Here is a 16,877-nt window from a genome sequence, read left to right as displayed (position 1 = left end):
CTCACTTGAAGATCACCCTTTTCCCCCGTCAGTACGACGATGGCTCATTCGGGCACGTTGTGGCCACACAATCGGTGCATCATGTTCCTGCATGTTCAGGACCCTGGGGGGTGGAGATTTGACAATGAATCAGACCAACGCGACACATCCCCATGCGGTCACCGAACTGTGCGAGGCCGGCAGCCGCCTCTATGCCGACGCCCTGCGCGCCGGCCGCATCACGCGCACGGACGTGGAGCCCGCTCCCTGCCTGATGGAGCTCGCCCTGCTGCACCCCGACCCGGACGACCCCACCTGGCTGCGCCCTCTATCCCCGGCGGTGGCCCTGGCCCACCGGCTCAACCCGCTGGAACGGGAGATCACCGAGCGCCGGCGGATGTCGATCGAACTGGCCGACGCCTTCGAACCGTTCATGGCCCTCAGTGCCCAGACGACGATGACCACCCACTCGATCACGGTGCTGGAGGGCTTCGACCGGATCAACGCCGCCCTCGACCTGGCCACCGCACAGTGCCGGTCCGAGATGCTCACCGTCCAGCCGGGCGGCCGTCGGCTGGAACACACCCTCGCCCAAGGGCTGGAGCGCGACCAGCAGCTGACCGAGCGGGGGGTGCGCATCCGGACCCTCTACCAGCACACCGCCCGCCACAGCCCCGAGACGCTGGCGTACGTGGCACGGTTCGACACCAGCAGGGTGGAGTACCGCACCATCGACGAGCTCGTGGAGCGGCTCGTCATCTGCGACGAGACCGTGGCCTTCATCCCCACCCGCGACGACCGTCAGGTCGCCCTGGAACTGCGCCACCCCGGCCTCGTCCGCTACCTGATCAAGGTCTTCGAGTTCATGTGGACCCGCGCGGTCCCCCTGAGCATGGGCGCCCCGTACGAACCGGCCTCGGACGGCCTCACGGACATCCAGCACTCCATCGCCAAGCTCCTCGTGGAGGGCCATGTCGACGAGGCCATCGCCCGGCGCCTGGGCATGAACGTCCGTACCTGCCGCGCTCACATAGCCAAACTGGCCTCCGCCCTCGGCAGTGGCAGCCGCGCCCAACTGGGCTACCTTATCGCCCAGTCGGGGATCCTCGAACAGGAGCACTGAGAACCGGGGATGAGCGAGCCACACGTGACGGCGGAGTCGCACGACCACGGAACGGAGGAACTGTGCGGGGCGGGGGTGGAGCTGTACGCCCGTTCCCTGCGTGAGGGGCACGTCCGCGCGCAGGAGGCGCGTGCTGCTCCCTGCCTGGTCGACTTCGGGCTGCTGCATCCGGCCGTCGACGATCCGAACCGCCTGGAGCCCGTCGAACCGACCGTCGCCCTTCACCGGATGCTGCGGGCCTGCGAGGTGCGGATCACGGACGAACGGCGGCGCGAGGAGCGGCTGGCCGAGACATTCCAGCCGCTCATGCGGATCGGCGGGCACCGCACAACGGGGGCGGACACCCCGATGATCCGGGTTCTCAGCGGCTCGGAACGGATCAACAGGGCCCTCTTCGAAGCTCTGGCGGAAGGAACCGATGAACTCCTGTGTGTCCAGCCGCACAGGAACCACTACAGCTCCGGGCGCGGCGTGGCGGCTCAGGCCCTCGCCCTGGAACGCGACCAGGCCTTCCTCGATCGCGGCGGCCGTATCCGTACCCTGTACCCGCACAGCCAACGCCACGTATTGATGGTCATCGCGCGATACGAGCAATTGAAGGGGGACGCGGAGGCCCGCACTCTCGACGAAGTGACCGACCGTCTCATCATCGTCGACCGGGCCGTCGCCTTCGTCCCCTCCGACAGTGACGGCCGCGTCGCGCTGGAGATCCGGCACCCGACGATCGTCGACTACCTCGCCACCGCCTTCGACCGTTTCTGGCATCTGGCCACGCCGATGTACCCGCGTTTCGTTCGCCGGCCCAGCGTCGACGGCGTCACGCCCCGCCAACGCGCCCTCGCCCGCCTCCTCGTCGAAGGCCACACCGACGCCGTCATGGCCGACCGTCTCGGCATGAACGTCCGCACCGCTCGCGTGCACATCGCCAAGCTCGCCACGACCCTGGGCAGTCAGAGCCGGGCTCAGCTCGGTTACCTCATCGGGCAGTCCGGGATCCTCGATCAGGAACCGTGACGGAGGCCGCCGCCGATCGCGGCGGGCCGTCCAGGCCGGCCTGGGCCATTTTGACGCCCAGTTGGGTGCGGCTGGCCGCGCCCAACGTCTCCGACAGGCGGGCGATGTGGGCCCGGCAAGTGCGCACACTGATCCCCAGCCGCTCCGCGATCACCGCGTCCTGGTGGCCCTCCGCCAGCAGCGCCGCGATGGACCGCTCCCGGTGCGAGATGCCCTCGATGCCGGTGTCGGGGAGCGGGGCGGCCAGCGGGAGGGCGAGCCGCCACAGCCGCTCGAAGACCGTGCCCAGGTACTCCACCAGCGCCGGGTGCCGCAGCTCCAGGGCCATCGAGCGCTCGGCGTTGGCGGGGATGAAGGCGACCGTGCGGTCGAAGAGGATCAGCCGCTCGGTCACCTCGTCCAGGGTGCGTGCCTCCACCGCGTCGCCCATCAGCTCCAGGTACGTGTGCAGTCCCTGGCCGTGCCGGGCCACATGCGTGTAGAGGTCCCGCATCCGCACCCCGCGCCCGCGCAGCGCCGTCGCCCGGTGCAGGCCCTCCGACAGCTCCGCCTCGCGCCGGATGCCGCCGGGCTGGACCGTCAGCACCTCCGTGGTGCACGCCTGCGTCGCCTCGTCCATCGCGGCCTGGATACGGGCCACACCGTCCAGCACCCGGATCGCCGGGCCCTCCGTGGCCGAGGGGGAGGCGGGTCCCTGGTGGCCGAGGCCGGCATACCACTCGAAGGCCTCGACGGCCGAACCCACCCGGCGCTGGCTCGCGCTGACCTCGTCGTACATCCCGCGCAGCAGCCGGGTCATGACCTCCTGCGGGGCGGTCGGCACCAGCCAGTCCATGGCGTCGGGATCCGGGTGCAGCAGGGCCAGGTCCAGGAGGCAGGGCACCGGCTCCGCGTCCCGGCGCGGCACCCGCCCGCGCCGTACGGCCCGGGAATACACGCGATCCCCGATGTCGCACAGTCGGTCAGCACCATGCGGATGCTCGTCCGTCCCGCGCCCCGCCATTGCCCGTCCCACCCCCGGTTCAGCCACTTTCCGATGCGCAACTATGCGCGGACACACCCTGCTCCGCAACACGGCTCGGCCACACAGGAGCCCCTTTTCCTCCTGCAAATCACCGTATATCAACCCCCGCTACACGTCTCATGACAACAAGATGAGGGTGGTGTCCGGGCACGCAGTGATGCGATTGTCGATGATCGCCCAGGGATTCCGTCGGGCACCTGACGCTGCCGCGACCACGGTGGCAGTCACCGCACCGACGCACCACGGGGAAGGGGAAAACCACTGTGACCAGGTGGGACGCCAACGAATCGACCGACAAAGCAGGTCCCGCGATTCCTTCCGAGGAGGAAAACAGAACGAAAATCACCGTCACGCCGAGCGGCGCCAGAACGACCCAGGACGACCCAGAACGCGAAAAATCGCCTCCGCGTCTCACAGGATTTCGATTTCGATCAGCTGACGGACCGAGAGCGACAGGTCCTCACACTTCTCGCTGACGGTCCATCCAATCTCGTGATCGCCAGGCGGCTCGGCATAGCGGAACGCACCGTGAAAGCACACCTGACAAGCCTGATGCGGAAACGGGCATTCAAACGCGCCTCGAAGCAGCCCTGGTCTCCAACCTGCACAGTGAAGGCATGTCTCTTGGAGAAGTGCCCGTAAGGGCTATGCCCCAAGGTCCAATGGGCAGAACAGTCTCCCGTACGGCACCTTGATTCCCGTCGGCCGGACAGGCCGGCTGGGCGACCCGCCAGGGGCGCCCCAAGGGGATTAAGGGGAGGGACTATGCACAAGAAGACACGCATGATCGCTGCTTCGGTGGTGGCCGCTGCGGCTCTGGGGGTGGCTGCACCCGCGGCGTCGGCCGTTTCTGCTCATCGGACTGTTGCCACTGTCGCGTCGTCACACAGTGCCGCAGCGCCGTCGGCCACGGTGGAGGTGTACCCCGAGGTCGAACTCAGCTCCGAGGCCGCGGCCGTGCGGAGGGTGAGGTGGTCGCGCAGGGCAAGCTCGGCGCGCTCAAGACGCTGCTCAAGAAGAGCAAGCCGCTGTTCAAGGCAGCCGTGGAGGCCGCGAAGAAGGGGAAGGCCGCCTTCGACAGGTGGGTCAACAGCCTTTCGAACCTCAATCCTTTCAAGTGGGCCATCAAGGCGTCGCCGAGCTACATCATCAGTGAGCTGATCGCCTGGCTGGTCCAGCAGGTCGTCTGATCGAACGAAGCGGGGTTCCTCCCGACCTCGGGGAGGAACCCCGCTCCATGAGAGGAAGAACGTATGAAGAAGCCGCTCGGACAGGCAGTCGCGGACAACATGTGGGGAATGGCGGCGTTATTCGTCTGCGCTTCTTTCATTTCGTTTGTTTTCATTCATACCGAGAGCGCGAGAACGGCCGGCTGGGTTCTCTACTACTGCGGCTGGATACCGCCCGTGGGCATGAGCCTCTGGTGTCTGGCACGGCGAGAAAAGCTCGGCATCGGCGCTCTGTTTTCGTTCACCCTGCTCATCGTGTCCGGATGTCTCTTCTGGTTGAACCATGGCTGATCCGGCAGCCCCGTCACCTTTGGCAACCGCCCGGGGCCTGACCAAAGACTTCCGCGGCCGCCGAGTACTTTCCGATGTTTCCCTGCAATTGTCCCCGCACCGGGTGACCGGATTCCTCGGGGCCAACGGGGCGGGAAAGACCACGGCCATCCGGATGATGCTCGGCCTGTTGCCGGGGGAGGGTGAAACGCTGTTCATGGGGCGCTCCCTCGCGCAGTGGCGCGCTCCGGCCGAGGTGGTCGGCGCAGCTCTCGGCGGCGTCGCCGGACACCCCGAGCACTCGGTGCGGACGCACTTGAGGATGGTCGCCGCCGGCATCGGCGTTCCGGATGAACGTGGGGGCGAGATCCTGAGCCGGGTCGGCATGCAGGAGGCCGCCAGGCTGCGCCTCGGCCGTCTTTCCCTCGGCATGGGGCAGCGCGTGGCGATCGCGCAGGCGCTCCTGGGCGATCCCCGCGTCCTGATCCTCGATGAGCCGACCAACGGACTCGACCCTCACTCCGTGCGTTGGCTGCGTGGCTTCCTCCGGGACTTCGCCGACGGTGGTCGCGCCGTTCTGGTGTCGAGCCATCAGCTGGCCGAGATGGAGCAGTTGGCCGACGAGGTCGTCGTCCTCACGAGAGGCCGAGTCGTCGCCGACACGTCCATGGCGGATCTCTCCAAAATCGCTCACGGACGAGTCGGCGTGGAGAGCCCCGCGCTGGACAAGTTGACGCAACTGGTCGAGCAGCGAGGGGGACCCTCGTCGTCACCGGTCCCGGTACCGCCCACATCACAGGACTGTCGAGATTCCGGGTCGGAGACCTGGCGGCCGAACACTCGGTGCCGTTGCACTGGCTGGACGAGCGGGCGACCTCGTTGGAGGAGTTCTACCTTTCCGTTGCCGATCAGGAATACGAGAGCCGATGAGTCCCCTGGTGACCAACGAGGCGGATACCGCCACCCATGATCGCGCGGTCCCGGTCGTCCCCCTGGCCGGGACCGCGCTCAAACGGGCTGTGGACTTCGAATGGCTGAGGCTGAAGGGCCTGCGCTCAACCTGGGCCGTGCTGGGGTCGCTGACCGTTCTGGCTCTGCTCAACGGCGTGCTGCTCCCGATGGAGGCAGCCGAGCCGGAGAGGGGAGGGCAGCCCTTTGTCGAGGTCGCCCGGCTGGTCGACACACTGCAGTTCAACGCAATCGCCATGCAACTCCCCCTCAACGCTTGGCTCTTGGTGTTCGTATTCGGAACCGGCCCGATCGCCTCGGAGTTCAGGCACCGGACGGCGCGCACGGCCTGGTTGACGGTGGGCAGCCGTGGTCTGTCGTATGCGGCCAAACTCCTCGTGGGAGCGCTGGGCGCGCTGACCGGTTCCACCGTTGCCCTCGGCCTCGGCATCGCCGCAGGCTCGACCGCCCTCGCCGTGCGAGGGCTGCCACAGCCCGACTGGCCGGCGGCCTTCGGCCCTCTGCTGAGGTACCTGATCGTCATGACGTTCCTGCCGATACTGGCCGGAGGCCTGGCCTCGCTGGTCCGAAGCCGACTGGTGGCGGTGCTCTCCATCATCCTGTGGCCGCTTCTCCTCGAGCGAATATTCGGCCTGGCCGTCGCATCCGTCACAGGTGCCGACGAGGTCCGGTCCTGGCTCCCGTTCGCAGCCGCCCGGGCGGCGATGAACGGCGCGGAGCAACCGGACGGGTTCACCAGGGCGCTGATCGGCAGTGACCTGGCCCCCCTGACAGGTCTGAGCACATTCTGCTTCTACGCGACCGTTCTCGCGTGCTGTGGATGGCTGGGCTACCGGCGGCGGGCGGCCTCGTGAGCCCAAGCACATCGGTGACCGCCCGGCGCCTGCCCGGCATCGACGCACTCCGGGGACTGGCGCTGTTGGGCATCCTCATGGTCAACAGCGCGCAGATCATGGATCCCTATGCGGCGGAAGGGGTTCGCGAGCCCGGCGCGGCCTTTGTGGACAGTTTCGCCATGTGGCTGGTGACGGCACTGGCCACCACCAAGTTCTACCTGTTGTTCTCGTTCCTGTTCGGCTACAGCTTCACGCTCCAGACGGCCTCGGCCGACCGGGAGAACGCGAACTTCACACCACGTTTCCTGCGCCGGTCACTGGGCCTGCTGTCGCTGGGCCTGGTGCACGCCGTGCTGCTGTACAACGGCGACATCCTCATGACCTACGGCCTCCTCGGACTGGTCCTCCTGTGCGCCGGGCGGATCACACCGGCCACCGCGGTGAAGACCGCCGCCTGGATCTACGGGATCTTCGGTGTCGTCCTGACGTGTCTGGGCGCACTCGCGGCATTCGACCCACACAGGAGTGGCGTCGATCAAGGGAAGATCGCAGAAGCCGTGAGCGCATACCGCGGCGATGCGGGAACGGTCCTCCAGGCGAATCTGGACCGATTCCCGGATGCCGTCCTCGGTGTCCTCATCATGGCCCCGGGGGTTCTCGCCGCCTTCCTCCTCGGGCTGGCCGCAGGCAAGCGGTCCCTGCTCTCGCACGACGGCACGTCCCGTTCCCAGCTGATCCGGTGCGCCACCGTCGGACTGATCATCGGGGGGCCGGGAGCGCTCTTCTTCGCATCCGCCTCGCTGGGGCCGCTCGGTGAGCGATGGCAGTACCTGGGACTTGGCGTGGGAATACTGACGGCTCCCGCCCTGACGTGCGCCTACGCCTGCCTGCTGCTGCTCCTGCTCCGCTCGTCACGGGGAGACGGAGTCCGGCAGTGGCTCGCCCCAGCGGGCCGGATGGCACTGACGAACTACCTGACGCAGTCCGTGATCCTGACCGTCCTCGCGACCGCGTACGGTTTCTCTCTCTACGGGCGCATGGGTACCGCCGCACTGATGGTGCTCGTGTGCGCCGTGTACGGCCTTCAACTCGCGATCAGCACGGCATGGTCGCGGCGCTTCCGGCACGGCCCCGCCGAGTGGCTGCTCCGGACCATCACCCTGGCGGGCCCGCCACGAAGACGTGCTGATCGGTGAGAGATCCACGGTCTCCCGGAGGGCGGGGTGGCCGAACACCGACGGTTCCCGCCCTGCCGGCCGCGGACCGGCGGTGCGGGGGCGTGCGGAAACAGCACTGCCGGGGAGCGCGGTGATCCGCGCTCCCCGGCAGGACGTTCCACGGCCCGAGGGCCGGGGCGGGAAGGCTACTTCAGCCCGGCCTTGTCGCACGCCTCCTTGTAGGCGGCCGTGCAGATGTCCGAGAGCTTGTAGATCCCGTCGGCGACGACCGTGTCCGCGATGTTCTCCTTGGTCAGAGCGACCACGGGCACGAGCTTCGCCGGAATGTCCTTGTCGGTGGGGCTGTCGACGCGGTCGCCGGTCAGCGCGTCGAACTGGATGGCCTTGCCCTGGATCCGCGCCACCGCGATCTCCGCGGCGTTGTCCGCCTCGGTCGGGTAGGACTTGTAGACGCTCATGAACTGGTCGCCCAGGAGGATCCGCTGCACGGCGTCGAGTTCGGCGTCCTGGCCGGTGATCGGGGGCATCTCGGTCACCCCGGCGGCCTTCAGCGCCTTGATGACGCCGCTCGCCATGCCGTCGTTGGCGGAGTAGACCGCGGCGATGTTGCCGACGCCGATCGCGGTGATCGCCTCGGCCATGTTGGCCTCGGCGTTCTCCGGCTTCCAGTCCTTGGTGTCGTAGGTCTTGGCGATGGTCACCGCGTCCTTGAGCTCCGAGAGCGCCCCGGCCTTGAACTGCTTGGCGTTCGGGTCGGTCGGCGAGCCGTTCATCATGACGATCTTGCTGGTGACCCCGCCGTCGCCGCCGAGCGCCTCCAGCAGGGAGCGGCCCTGGACCTCGCCGACCAGCTCGTTGTCGAAGGAGATGTACGCGTCGATCGGGCCCTCGGCCAGCCGGTCGTAGGCGATGACGGGGATGCCCGCGTCCTTGGCCTTCGTCACGTCCCCGGCGATGGCGTGCGCGTCGACCGCGTCCAGCACGATGACGTCGACCGCGTCCTCGATCATCTGCTGCATCTGGCTCGACTGCTTGTCCGCGTCCGCATCGGCGTTGGCGTAGTCGACCTTGCCCTTGTTGCTGGTGAGCTCCTCCACCTTCTTCTTGAAGATGGGGTAGTCGAAATGCTCGTACCTGGTGTTGGCCGTTTCCGGCAGCAGGAGCCCGATGGTGACATCGTTCCCCTTGGTGGGGCTCGCTCCGTCACTGCTCCCTGTCACGTTGAGTGCGCCGCAGCCGGCGAGCATGACGGACATCGAGGTGGCGGCAACCGATATGGCGATACGACGCATACGAGGGCTCACTTCAGTGCGTTTTGGACGTGGGCACAACATTGCGGCCCATGTGACTGAAAAGCCAACGCTCCAGCGACCACTGGCGTCAAGACCAACTACTTAACGAGATGAACACAGCACCGTGCGCTGAAGTCGTGTGGGCTCGGCGAAAGACTCGCACAGATCCTCTACACGCGCATACACGTGCTGCTCACAGCCGTGCGCGGGGCGTACGCGGGGGCGCACGGAGTTCCGGCTGACTAGCCGTCAACAGTGCACGCACAGGCGAGGCCTGGAGGTTCGACGGACCCTCCAGGCCTTCCGGGCACTTCACTTTTGCGTCAAACGGAATGTCCCCGTCGGACCGGGGCTGTCACACGGGAGCACTCTCGTCAAGGCGCCACCGCACCGCGCCGACGTTTTCACGCCGGTCGCCGGTCGCCGGTCGCCGGTCGCCGGCATCCGGCCACCAGTCACCGGATACCGGGCACCGGATGTCCGTCGGCGGTCGGCAGCTGTCCGGCCGCCGACCGACGGCGATCAGGCGCGGGCCGTGAGGGCCCTGAGGGCCATGTGCACCGCGCCGGCCGTCAGTCGGGCTGCTGCTGGCGCTTGGGCCGCCACACCACCAGCGCGCTGGTCTGCTGGACCTCCTGGTACGGCACCAGGTCCCGGCGGTACGACGCGTGCACCGCCGCCTCGCGCTGACGCATGGTCGCCGCCACGCCGTCCAGGGCACCTTCCAGGTCCGCCACCCGGGCCTGGAGCGCGGCGACCTGGTTCTCCAGTTCGATGATGCGCTTGATGCCGGCCAGGTTGATGCCCTCGGTCTGCGACAGCTGCTGCACCTGACGGAGCAGTTCGATGTCACGGGCCGAGTAGCGGCGGCCCCGGCCGGCGGTGCGGTCCGGCGAGACGAGCCCCAGACGGTCGTACTGACGCAGCGTCTGCGGGTGCAACCCGGAGAGCTGGGCTGCCACCGAAATGACGTAGACCGGACTGTCCTGCGTCAGTTCGTACGGATTGCGTCGACGACCGTCCATCGCCCTCAAGCTCCCTTCGCGGCCTGGAACAGCTCCGCCCGCGGATCCTCATCCGCGGTCGCCTCGCGATACGCCTCCAGTGCGTCACGAGCCTTCCCCGAAAGGTCCTTGGGAACACTCACCTCGACGGTGACCAGCAGATCACCGCGCGAGCCGTCCTTGCGGACCGCTCCCTTGCCGCGTGCCCGCATGGTCCGCCCGTTGGGTGTCCCCGGGGGCAGCTTCAACGTGACCGGCGGACCGCCGAGCGTCGGGACGCGGATCTCGCCGCCGAGCGCCGCCTCCGGGTAGGTGACCGGGACGGTGACGGTGAGATTGTCGTCCTTGCGGCCGAACACCGGGTGACTGCCGACGTGCACGACCACGTAGAGGTCGCCCGCCGGGCCGCCGCGCTCGCCCGGAGCGCCCTTGCCGCGCAGCCGGATCCGCTGGCCGTCGCTGACTCCCGCGGGGATGCGCACCTGCATCGTCCGCGAGGACTTGGCCCGGCCGCTGCCCTTGCAGATGTCGCAGGGGTCCTCCGCGATCAGGCCGCGGCCCTTGCAGTCGGGGCACGGGTCGGTGAGCGAGAAGCCGCCGCCGCTGCCCCGGGCGACCTGCCCGGTGCCGACGCAGGTCGGGCACACGCGCGGTGTGCCGTTCTTGTCGCCGGTGCCCGAACAGGCCTTGCAGGCCTGCTGGGAGGACATCCGCAGCGGGACCGTCGCCCCTTCGATCGCCTCGGTGAAGCTCAGGGTGACCTCGGACTCGATGTCCTGGCCGCGCCGGGGCTGGGTACGCGTGGTGCCCGTGCCGCCGCGGTTGAACAGTCCGCCGAAGACGTCACCGATCCCGCCGCCGAAGCCGCCGGCGCCGGCCTGGCCGCCGCCCTGAGCACCGCCCTGGCCGCCTCCGAAGAGGTCGCCCAGGTCGAAGTTGAACGACCCGGCACCGCCCGCCCCCGGCCCCGCGCGGAAGCCGCCGTTGCCGAAGAGCGAGCGGGCCTCGTCGTACTCCTTGCGCTTCTTGGGGTCACCGAGGACGTCGTTCGCCTCGGAGATCTCCTTGAACCGCTCCTCCGCCTTGGCGTTGCCCTTGTTGGCGTCCGGGTGGTACTCGCGGGCGAGCTTCCGGTACGCCTTCTTGATCTCGGCCTCGGTGGCGTCCTGAGGGACGCCGAGGACCTTGTAGTAGTCCTTCTCGATGAAGTCCTTGGTACTCATCCCCGCCGTCCCTCCTCTCCTGCCCTGCCGGTCTTTCCTGACCTGCTTGTCCTGCCCGCCTTCGCCGGCGTGCGGACGCCGGCGAAGGCGTCAGCCCTCCTGAGGGCCACCTGTCTCCTTGTCGTCCGCCGCCGCCTCGGTGCCCTCCTCGGCCGGCTTGCCCGGCTGGGCACCCGGCTGCGGCTCGGCCACCGCCACCCGCGCGGGGCGGATGACGCGCTCGCCGATGCGGTACCCGGGCTGCAGGATCGCCACGCACGTCGTCTCGGTGACGTCCGGGGCGTAGGAGTGCATCAGGGCCTCGTGGATCGTCGGGTCGAAGGGCTCGCCCTCCTTGCCGAACAACTGCAGGCCCATCTTCGCCACGGTCGACTCCAGCGACTCGGCGACGGACTTGAACCCGCCGACCAGCTCGCCGTGCTCCCGCGCGCGGCCGATGTCGTCGAGCACGGGCAGGAGCTCGGTCATGAGGTTCACCGCGGCGACCTCCTTGACCGCGATCCGGTCGCGCTCGACCCGGCGGCGGTAGTTCTGGTACTCGGCCTGGAGCCGCTGGAGGTCCGCGGTGCGCTCACTGAGCGCCGTACGCACCTGGTCCAGCTGGGCCACCAGCCCGGCATCGGGCCCCGAGTCCCCGGCCGGGGCCGCCGCCTCCTCCGCGGAGGGGGTGGCGGCCTTCGGCTCGGCGTCGTCGACCGGAACGCCTGAGGGGACGTCGGGCTGCTGCGACTGTTCGTCGAAGCCCGGGGTCTCCTCGGTCACGCCGCACCATCCTTACGTTCGTCGTCCACGATCTCGGCGTCGACCACGTCGTCGTCCGCCTTGCCGTCACCGGCACCCGCACCGGCCCCGCCGCCCGCGGCCTGGGAGGCCTGCGCGTCGGCGTACATGGCCTGGCCCAGCTTCTGGGAGACGGCCGCGACCTTCTCCGTGGCGGTGCGGATCTCGGCGCTGTCCTCGCCCTTGAGCTTCTCCTTCAGCTCGGCGACGGCGGCCTCGACCTCGGTCTTGATCTCGCCGGGGACCTTGTCCTCGTTGTCCGCGAGGAACTTCTCGGTCTGGTAGACGAGCTGCTCGCCCTGGTTGCGGGACTCGGCGGCCTCGCGGCGCTGGTGGTCCTCCTCCGCGTACCGCTCGGCCTCCTCACGCATGCGGTCGACCTCGTCCTTCGGGAGCGAGGAGCCGCCGGTGACGGTCATCTTCTGCTCCTTGCCGGTGCCGAGGTCCTTCGCCGTGACGTGCATGATGCCGTTGGCGTCGATGTCGAAGGAGACCTCGATCTGCGGGACGCCACGCGGCGCCGGCGGCAGACCGGTCAGCTCGAACATGCCGAGCTTCTTGTTGTACGCGGCGATCTCGCGCTCGCCCTGGTAGACCTGGATCTGCACCGACGGCTGGTTGTCCTCGGCCGTCGTGAAGATCTCGGAGCGCTTCGTCGGGATCGTGGTGTTGCGCTCGATCAGCTTGGTCATGATGCCGCCCTTGGTCTCGATACCGAGGGACAGCGGGGTGACGTCGAGCAGCAGGACGTCCTTGACCTCGCCCTTGAGCACACCGGCCTGGAGCGCGGCGCCGATCGAGACGACCTCGTCCGGGTTCACACCCTTGTTGGCATCCTTGCCGCCGGTCATCTCCTTGACGAGCTCGGCGACGGCGGGCATACGGGTGGAGCCACCGACGAGAACGACGTGGTCGATCTCGGACAGCGCGATGCCGGCGTCCTTGACGACGTTGTTGAACGGCGTCTTGCAGCGCTCCAGCAGGTCCGCGGTCAGCTGCTGGAACTGAGCGCGGGTCAGCTTCTGGTCGAGGTGCAGGGGACCCTCGGCGGAGGCGGTGATGTAGGGGAGGTTGATCGTGGTCTCGGTGGACGAGGACAGCTCGATCTTGGCCTTCTCGGCGGCCTCGCGGAGGCGCTGGAGCGCCATCTTGTCCTTGCCGAGGTCCACGCCGTGCCCGGACTGGAACTGCTTGACCAGGTAGTCGACGACGCGCTGGTCCCAGTCGTCACCACCGAGGTTGTTGTCACCGTTGGTGGCCTTCACCTCGACGACGCCGTCACCGATCTCGAGGAGCGAGACGTCGAACGTACCGCCACCGAGGTCGAAGACCAGGATGACCTGCTCGTCCTTGTCGAGGCCGTACGCCAGGGCGGCGGCCGTCGGCTCGTTGACGATGCGCAGCACCTTCAGGCCGGCGATCTCGCCGGCCTCCTTGGTCGCCTGACGCTCCGCGTCGTTGAAGTACGCCGGGACGGTGATGACCGCGTCGGTCACCTTCTCGCCCAGGTACGCCTCGGCGTCCCGCTTCAGCTTCTGGAGCACGAAGGCGCTCATCTGCTGCGGGTTGAAGTCCTTGCCGTCCAGGTTGATCTTCCAGTCGGTGCCCATGTGGCGCTTGACCGACCGGATGGTCCTGTCGACGTTGGTCACGGCCTGACGCTTGGCCACCTCACCGACCAGCACCTCGCCGTTCTTCGCGAAGGCGACGACGGAAGGCGTGGTCCTGGCGCCCTCGGCGTTGGTGATGACGGTGGGCTCGCCGCCCTCCAGAACGCTGACGACGGAGTTAGTCGTGCCCAGGTCGATGCCGACCGCACGTGCCATTTCGATTCCTCCAGCTGACTTGAGTGGAACAGGCTCAAGCATGCCTGACGTCCGGCACTGGGTCAATAGAGCTGAGTCGGCTGGACTCAACTCTTATCCGCTCCTTACGCGCAACCAGACGTTGACCTGCGACTCCGCACGAGAATGAGGCGGGAGTCACCCACCGGGAGCGGGTCGCCGGCGGCATCGACGGTGCCGTCGCGGCCGCCTCGGCGGTCCCGCCGGTCCCGCCGGTGACGGCATCAGCGATAACGCGGCAAGGGCGGCAACGGCACGCGGTGGCGCGCGAAAGCCTCCCGCGAAGACCGCCGAGGCACCGCGCGGAGGCACCCGCGGGCCGCCAGGACGGTGGCATCAGGACAGCGGCATACGGATACAAGTGTGCGTCACAGATATAAGTTAGTGGCGTATGCCCCGTTTTGGCAGTCGTCACGCGGCCGCACCGGGGGCGCCTTCCAAGGCAAGCCTCAGCGATTCAGATCACCCCGCACCCGACTACAGTGCGGTTGGGGTTGGGGGTAGTCTCAGACAGACCGCATAAGTTACCGCTTAGTAATGTCGGGAATCCCGTGGCAGGGGCCCCCGACGCAACCCTCGCAGGCCCGAGGAGCCCCCATGCAACTCGCCGCGATCATCGTGTCGCTGGTCCTGGCCGTGGTCGGCGCTGCCCTGCTCGCGCGCGCGATCGGCCAGTTCGTCCGGTACTTCAAGCTGGGCCAGCCGGTCCCGGCCGGCACCCGGACCGACAATCCCTACCAGCGCAGTGTGACCCTGGTGCGGGAGTTCCTCGGCCACACGCGCATGAACCGGTGGGGTGTCGTCGGCATCGCCCACTGGTTCGTGGCCGTCGGCTTCCTGACGCTGCCGCCGACCCTCGCCCAGGCGTTCGGCCAGCTCTTCCGGGCCGACTGGGTGCTGCCGGTCATCGGCGGCTTCCTGCCGTTCGAGATGTACATCGAGTTCATCGGCGTGATGACCGTACTCGGCATCGCCGTGCTCATCGTCATCCGCCTGCTGAGCCTGCCGTCGCGTCCCGGCCGCAAGTCCCGCTTCGCCGGCTCCAAGTCGGGTCAGGCGTACTTCGTCGAGTACGTCATCCTCACCATCGGCCTCGCCATCTACGTGCTGCGCGGCCTCGAGGGCGCCCTGCACCACGTGGACGGCTACCAGGCGGCGTACTTCGCCTCGTACCCGCTGGTGCTCGCCTTCAAGAACCTCGACGTCAACACGCTGCAGAACCTGGTCTACCTGGTCGCCACGATCAAGATCGGGACCTCGTTCGTGTGGATGATCGTGGTCTCGCTCAACACCAACATGGGTGTGGCCTGGCACCGCTTCCTCGCCTTCCCGAACATCTGGTTCAAGCGCGAGGCCGACGGCGGCGTCGCCCTCGGCGCGCTGCAGCCGATGACGTCGGGCGGCAAGCCGATCGACTTCACCGACCCCGGTGACGACGACGTCTTCGGCGTCTCCCAGGTCGAGCAGTTCTCCTGGAAGGGCCTGCTGGACTTCTCCACCTGCACCGAGTGCGGGCGCTGCCAGTCGCAGTGCCCCGCCTGGAACACCGGCAAGCCGCTCTCCCCCAAACTGCTGATCATGTCGCTGCGCGACCACGCGCACGCCAAGGCCCCCTACCTGCTGGCCGGCGGCGGCAAGACCATGGAGGGCGAGGAGAAGGCATCGGCCGAGGCGCTGAAGGACGTGCCCGCCGCCGCGCTGGCCGAGGCCGAGCGCCCGCTGATCGGCACCCTCGAAGAGGGCGGCGTCATCGACCCGGACGTCCTGTGGTCCTGCACCACCTGCGGCGCCTGCGTCGAGCAGTGCCCGGTCGACATCGAGCACGTCGACCACATCGTCGACATGCGCCGCTACCAGGTGATGATCGAGAGCTCCTTCCCGTCCGAGGCGGGCACGATGCTCAAGAACCTGGAGAAGAAGGGCAACCCCTGGGGTCTGGCCAAGAAGCAGCGCCTTCAGTGGACCAAGGAGGTCGACTTCGAGATCCCGGTCGTCGGCAGGGACATCGAGGACCTGTCCGAGGTCGAGTACCTGTACTGGGTCGGCTGCGCCGGCGCCCTCGAGGACCGCGCCAAGAAGACCACCAAGGCCTTCGCCGAGCTGCTGCACATCGCGGGCGTCACGTTCGCGATCATGGGCGGCGACGAGAAGTGCACCGGTGACTCCGCCCGCCGCCTCGGCAACGAGCCCCTGTTCCAGGAGCTCGGCATGGAGAACGTCATGTCGCTGAACACGGCCTTCGGCGAGGAGACGGACGACGAGGGCAACGTCACCGACCAGTCGCGGAAGCCCCAGTCGGCGAAGAAGATCGTCGCCACCTGCCCGCACTGCCTCAACACCCTCGGCAACGAGTACCCGCAGCTCGGCGGCGACTACGAGGTCATCCACCACACCCAGCTGCTCCAGCACCTCATCGACGAGGGCAAGCTGATCCCGGTCACCCCGGTCGAGGGCCTCATCACCTACCACGACCCGTGCTACCTGGGCCGGCACAACAAGATCTACACGCCTCCGCGCGAGATCATCGCCAACGTCCCGGGCCTGCGCAACGAGGAGATGCACCGCCACAAGGAGCGCGGCTTCTGCTGCGGCGCCGGCGGCGCGCGGATGTGGATGGAGGAGCGGATCGGCAAGCGCGTCAACGACGAACGCGTCGACGAGGCCCTCGCCCTGAACCCCGACATCATCTCCACCGCCTGCCCGTTCTGCCTGGTCATGCTGACCGACTCGGTCAACGGCAAGAAGAACGACGGCAAGGCGAAGGAATCCATCCAGATCGTGGACGTCGCCCAGCTCCTGCTGGAGTCCGTCAAGACGCCGCTCGACCCCGCCGGTGAGGCGGAGAGCGAGAACGCCCCGGAGCCCGAGCCGGTGAAGTAACCGGCCCGGCCGCCCCGCTTCCAGCGCCCCGTCCCGGCTCCGGCCGGTGACGGGGCGCTGTCGTGCACCGCGGGCGCTGTCGTGCACCGCGGGCGCTGTCGTGCACCGCGGGCGCCACGGGCGCCACGGGCTCCGTGTCCTCCTGGGAAGCGTTCGACCCGGCAGGCCCGCAGGTCCGGCAGACTCGACAAGCCCGGCAGGGACGGCGAGGGACGGCAGAGACGGCGGGGGC

At 68.2% G+C, this 16,877-nt stretch carries 15 protein-coding genes; 9 read left to right on the top strand and 6 right to left on the bottom strand.

The features are described from left to right. The first annotated feature begins 124 nt into the window (after window positions 1–124). Both ACFPZI_RS14190 and ACFPZI_RS14185 read left to right on the top strand, forming a co-directional pair. A complete protein-coding gene (locus ACFPZI_RS14190; protein ID WP_381363046.1) occupies window positions 125–1,102 on the top strand; it encodes a helix-turn-helix transcriptional regulator in 978 nt (325 codons plus the stop codon). 9 nt (window positions 1,103–1,111) lie between these two features. Continuing rightward, window positions 1,112–2,116 carry a helix-turn-helix transcriptional regulator gene (locus ACFPZI_RS14185; protein ID WP_381363044.1) on the top strand — a complete coding sequence of 335 codons (1,005 nt, stop codon included), beginning with the start codon at window positions 1,112–1,114 and terminating at the stop codon, window positions 2,114–2,116. On the opposite strand, the gene ACFPZI_RS14180 is transcribed toward ACFPZI_RS14185, so the two are convergent. Next, window positions 2,079–3,119 carry a helix-turn-helix transcriptional regulator gene (locus ACFPZI_RS14180; RefSeq protein ID WP_381363042.1) on the bottom strand — a complete coding sequence of 347 codons (1,041 nt, stop codon included), beginning with the start codon at window positions 3,117–3,119 and terminating at the stop codon, window positions 2,079–2,081. The two genes, ACFPZI_RS14185 and ACFPZI_RS14180, sit on opposite strands and share 38 nt — an antisense overlap. A 456-nt stretch (window positions 3,120–3,575) precedes the next feature. Between ACFPZI_RS14180 and ACFPZI_RS14175 the strand changes: the two genes are divergently transcribed. The 6 genes from ACFPZI_RS14175 (at window position 3,576) to ACFPZI_RS14150 (ending at window position 7,640) form a co-directional block, all read left to right on the top strand. Beyond that, complete coding sequence (locus ACFPZI_RS14175; RefSeq protein WP_381363217.1) at window positions 3,576–3,782, top strand: response regulator transcription factor; 207 nt, start codon at window positions 3,576–3,578, stop codon at window positions 3,780–3,782. Window positions 3,783–4,111: 329 nt separating this feature from the next. Further along, a complete protein-coding gene (locus ACFPZI_RS14170) occupies window positions 4,112–4,330 on the top strand; it encodes a hypothetical protein (RefSeq protein ID WP_381363040.1) in 219 nt (72 codons plus the stop codon). 63 nt (window positions 4,331–4,393) lie between these two features. Further along, the gene (locus ACFPZI_RS14165) at window positions 4,394–4,660 is read left to right on the top strand and encodes a hypothetical protein (protein ID WP_381363038.1); all 267 of its coding nucleotides are present in this window, start codon (window positions 4,394–4,396) and stop codon (window positions 4,658–4,660) included. Further along, window positions 4,653–5,609, top strand: coding sequence for an ABC transporter ATP-binding protein (locus ACFPZI_RS14160; protein ID WP_381363036.1), 957 nt, complete (start codon window positions 4,653–4,655; stop codon window positions 5,607–5,609). Before ACFPZI_RS14165 ends, ACFPZI_RS14160 begins: the two co-directional genes overlap by 8 nt. Further along, window positions 5,566–6,462 (top strand): hypothetical protein, encoded by an 897-nt coding sequence (locus tag ACFPZI_RS14155; RefSeq protein WP_381363034.1) that lies wholly within the window; start codon window positions 5,566–5,568, stop codon window positions 6,460–6,462. Before ACFPZI_RS14160 ends, ACFPZI_RS14155 begins: the two co-directional genes overlap by 44 nt. Continuing rightward, window positions 6,459–7,640, top strand: a complete 1,182-nt coding sequence (locus ACFPZI_RS14150) for a DUF418 domain-containing protein (RefSeq protein ID WP_381363033.1) — start codon at window positions 6,459–6,461, stop codon at window positions 7,638–7,640. Before ACFPZI_RS14155 ends, ACFPZI_RS14150 begins: the two co-directional genes overlap by 4 nt. Before the next feature lie 167 nt (window positions 7,641–7,807). Here ACFPZI_RS14150 and ACFPZI_RS14145 read toward each other — a convergent pair whose 3' ends face one another. The 5 genes from ACFPZI_RS14145 to dnaK all read right to left on the bottom strand — a co-directional run bounded on the left by ACFPZI_RS14145 (window position 7,808) and on the right by dnaK (window position 13,747). After that, a complete protein-coding gene (locus ACFPZI_RS14145; protein WP_381363031.1) occupies window positions 7,808–8,914 on the bottom strand; it encodes a sugar ABC transporter substrate-binding protein in 1,107 nt (368 codons plus the stop codon). A gap of 572 nt (window positions 8,915–9,486) precedes the next feature. After that, on the bottom strand, window positions 9,487–9,939 hold the full coding sequence (locus ACFPZI_RS14140) for a heat shock protein transcriptional repressor HspR (protein ID WP_381363029.1): 453 nt from the start codon (window positions 9,937–9,939) through the stop codon (window positions 9,487–9,489). 5 nt (window positions 9,940–9,944) lie between these two features. Further along, the gene (dnaJ, locus tag ACFPZI_RS14135) at window positions 9,945–11,141 is read right to left on the bottom strand and encodes a molecular chaperone DnaJ (RefSeq protein WP_381363028.1); all 1,197 of its coding nucleotides are present in this window, start codon (window positions 11,139–11,141) and stop codon (window positions 9,945–9,947) included. Window positions 11,142–11,231: 90 nt separating this feature from the next. Beyond that, window positions 11,232–11,903, bottom strand: a complete 672-nt coding sequence (gene grpE / locus ACFPZI_RS14130) for a nucleotide exchange factor GrpE (protein ID WP_381363027.1) — start codon at window positions 11,901–11,903, stop codon at window positions 11,232–11,234. Further along, the gene (gene dnaK / locus ACFPZI_RS14125) at window positions 11,900–13,747 is read right to left on the bottom strand and encodes a molecular chaperone DnaK (RefSeq protein ID WP_381363025.1); all 1,848 of its coding nucleotides are present in this window, start codon (window positions 13,745–13,747) and stop codon (window positions 11,900–11,902) included. The genes grpE and dnaK overlap by 4 nt, the downstream gene beginning before the upstream one ends. A 615-nt stretch (window positions 13,748–14,362) precedes the next feature. Here dnaK and ACFPZI_RS14120 point away from each other — a divergent pair. Continuing rightward, window positions 14,363–16,645: a heterodisulfide reductase-related iron-sulfur binding cluster gene (locus ACFPZI_RS14120; protein ID WP_381363023.1), complete on the top strand. Its 2,283-nt coding sequence runs from the start codon at window positions 14,363–14,365 to the stop codon at window positions 16,643–16,645. Window positions 16,646–16,877 lie beyond the last annotated feature (232 nt).

The sequence above is a fragment of the Streptomyces chlorus genome, from assembly GCF_042655885.1.
Lineage (GTDB): Bacteria > Actinomycetota > Actinomycetes > Streptomycetales > Streptomycetaceae > Streptomyces > Streptomyces chlorus.
Note: the sequence above shows the minus strand (reverse complement) of the source record. Positions and strands in the feature narration are given on the sequence as shown.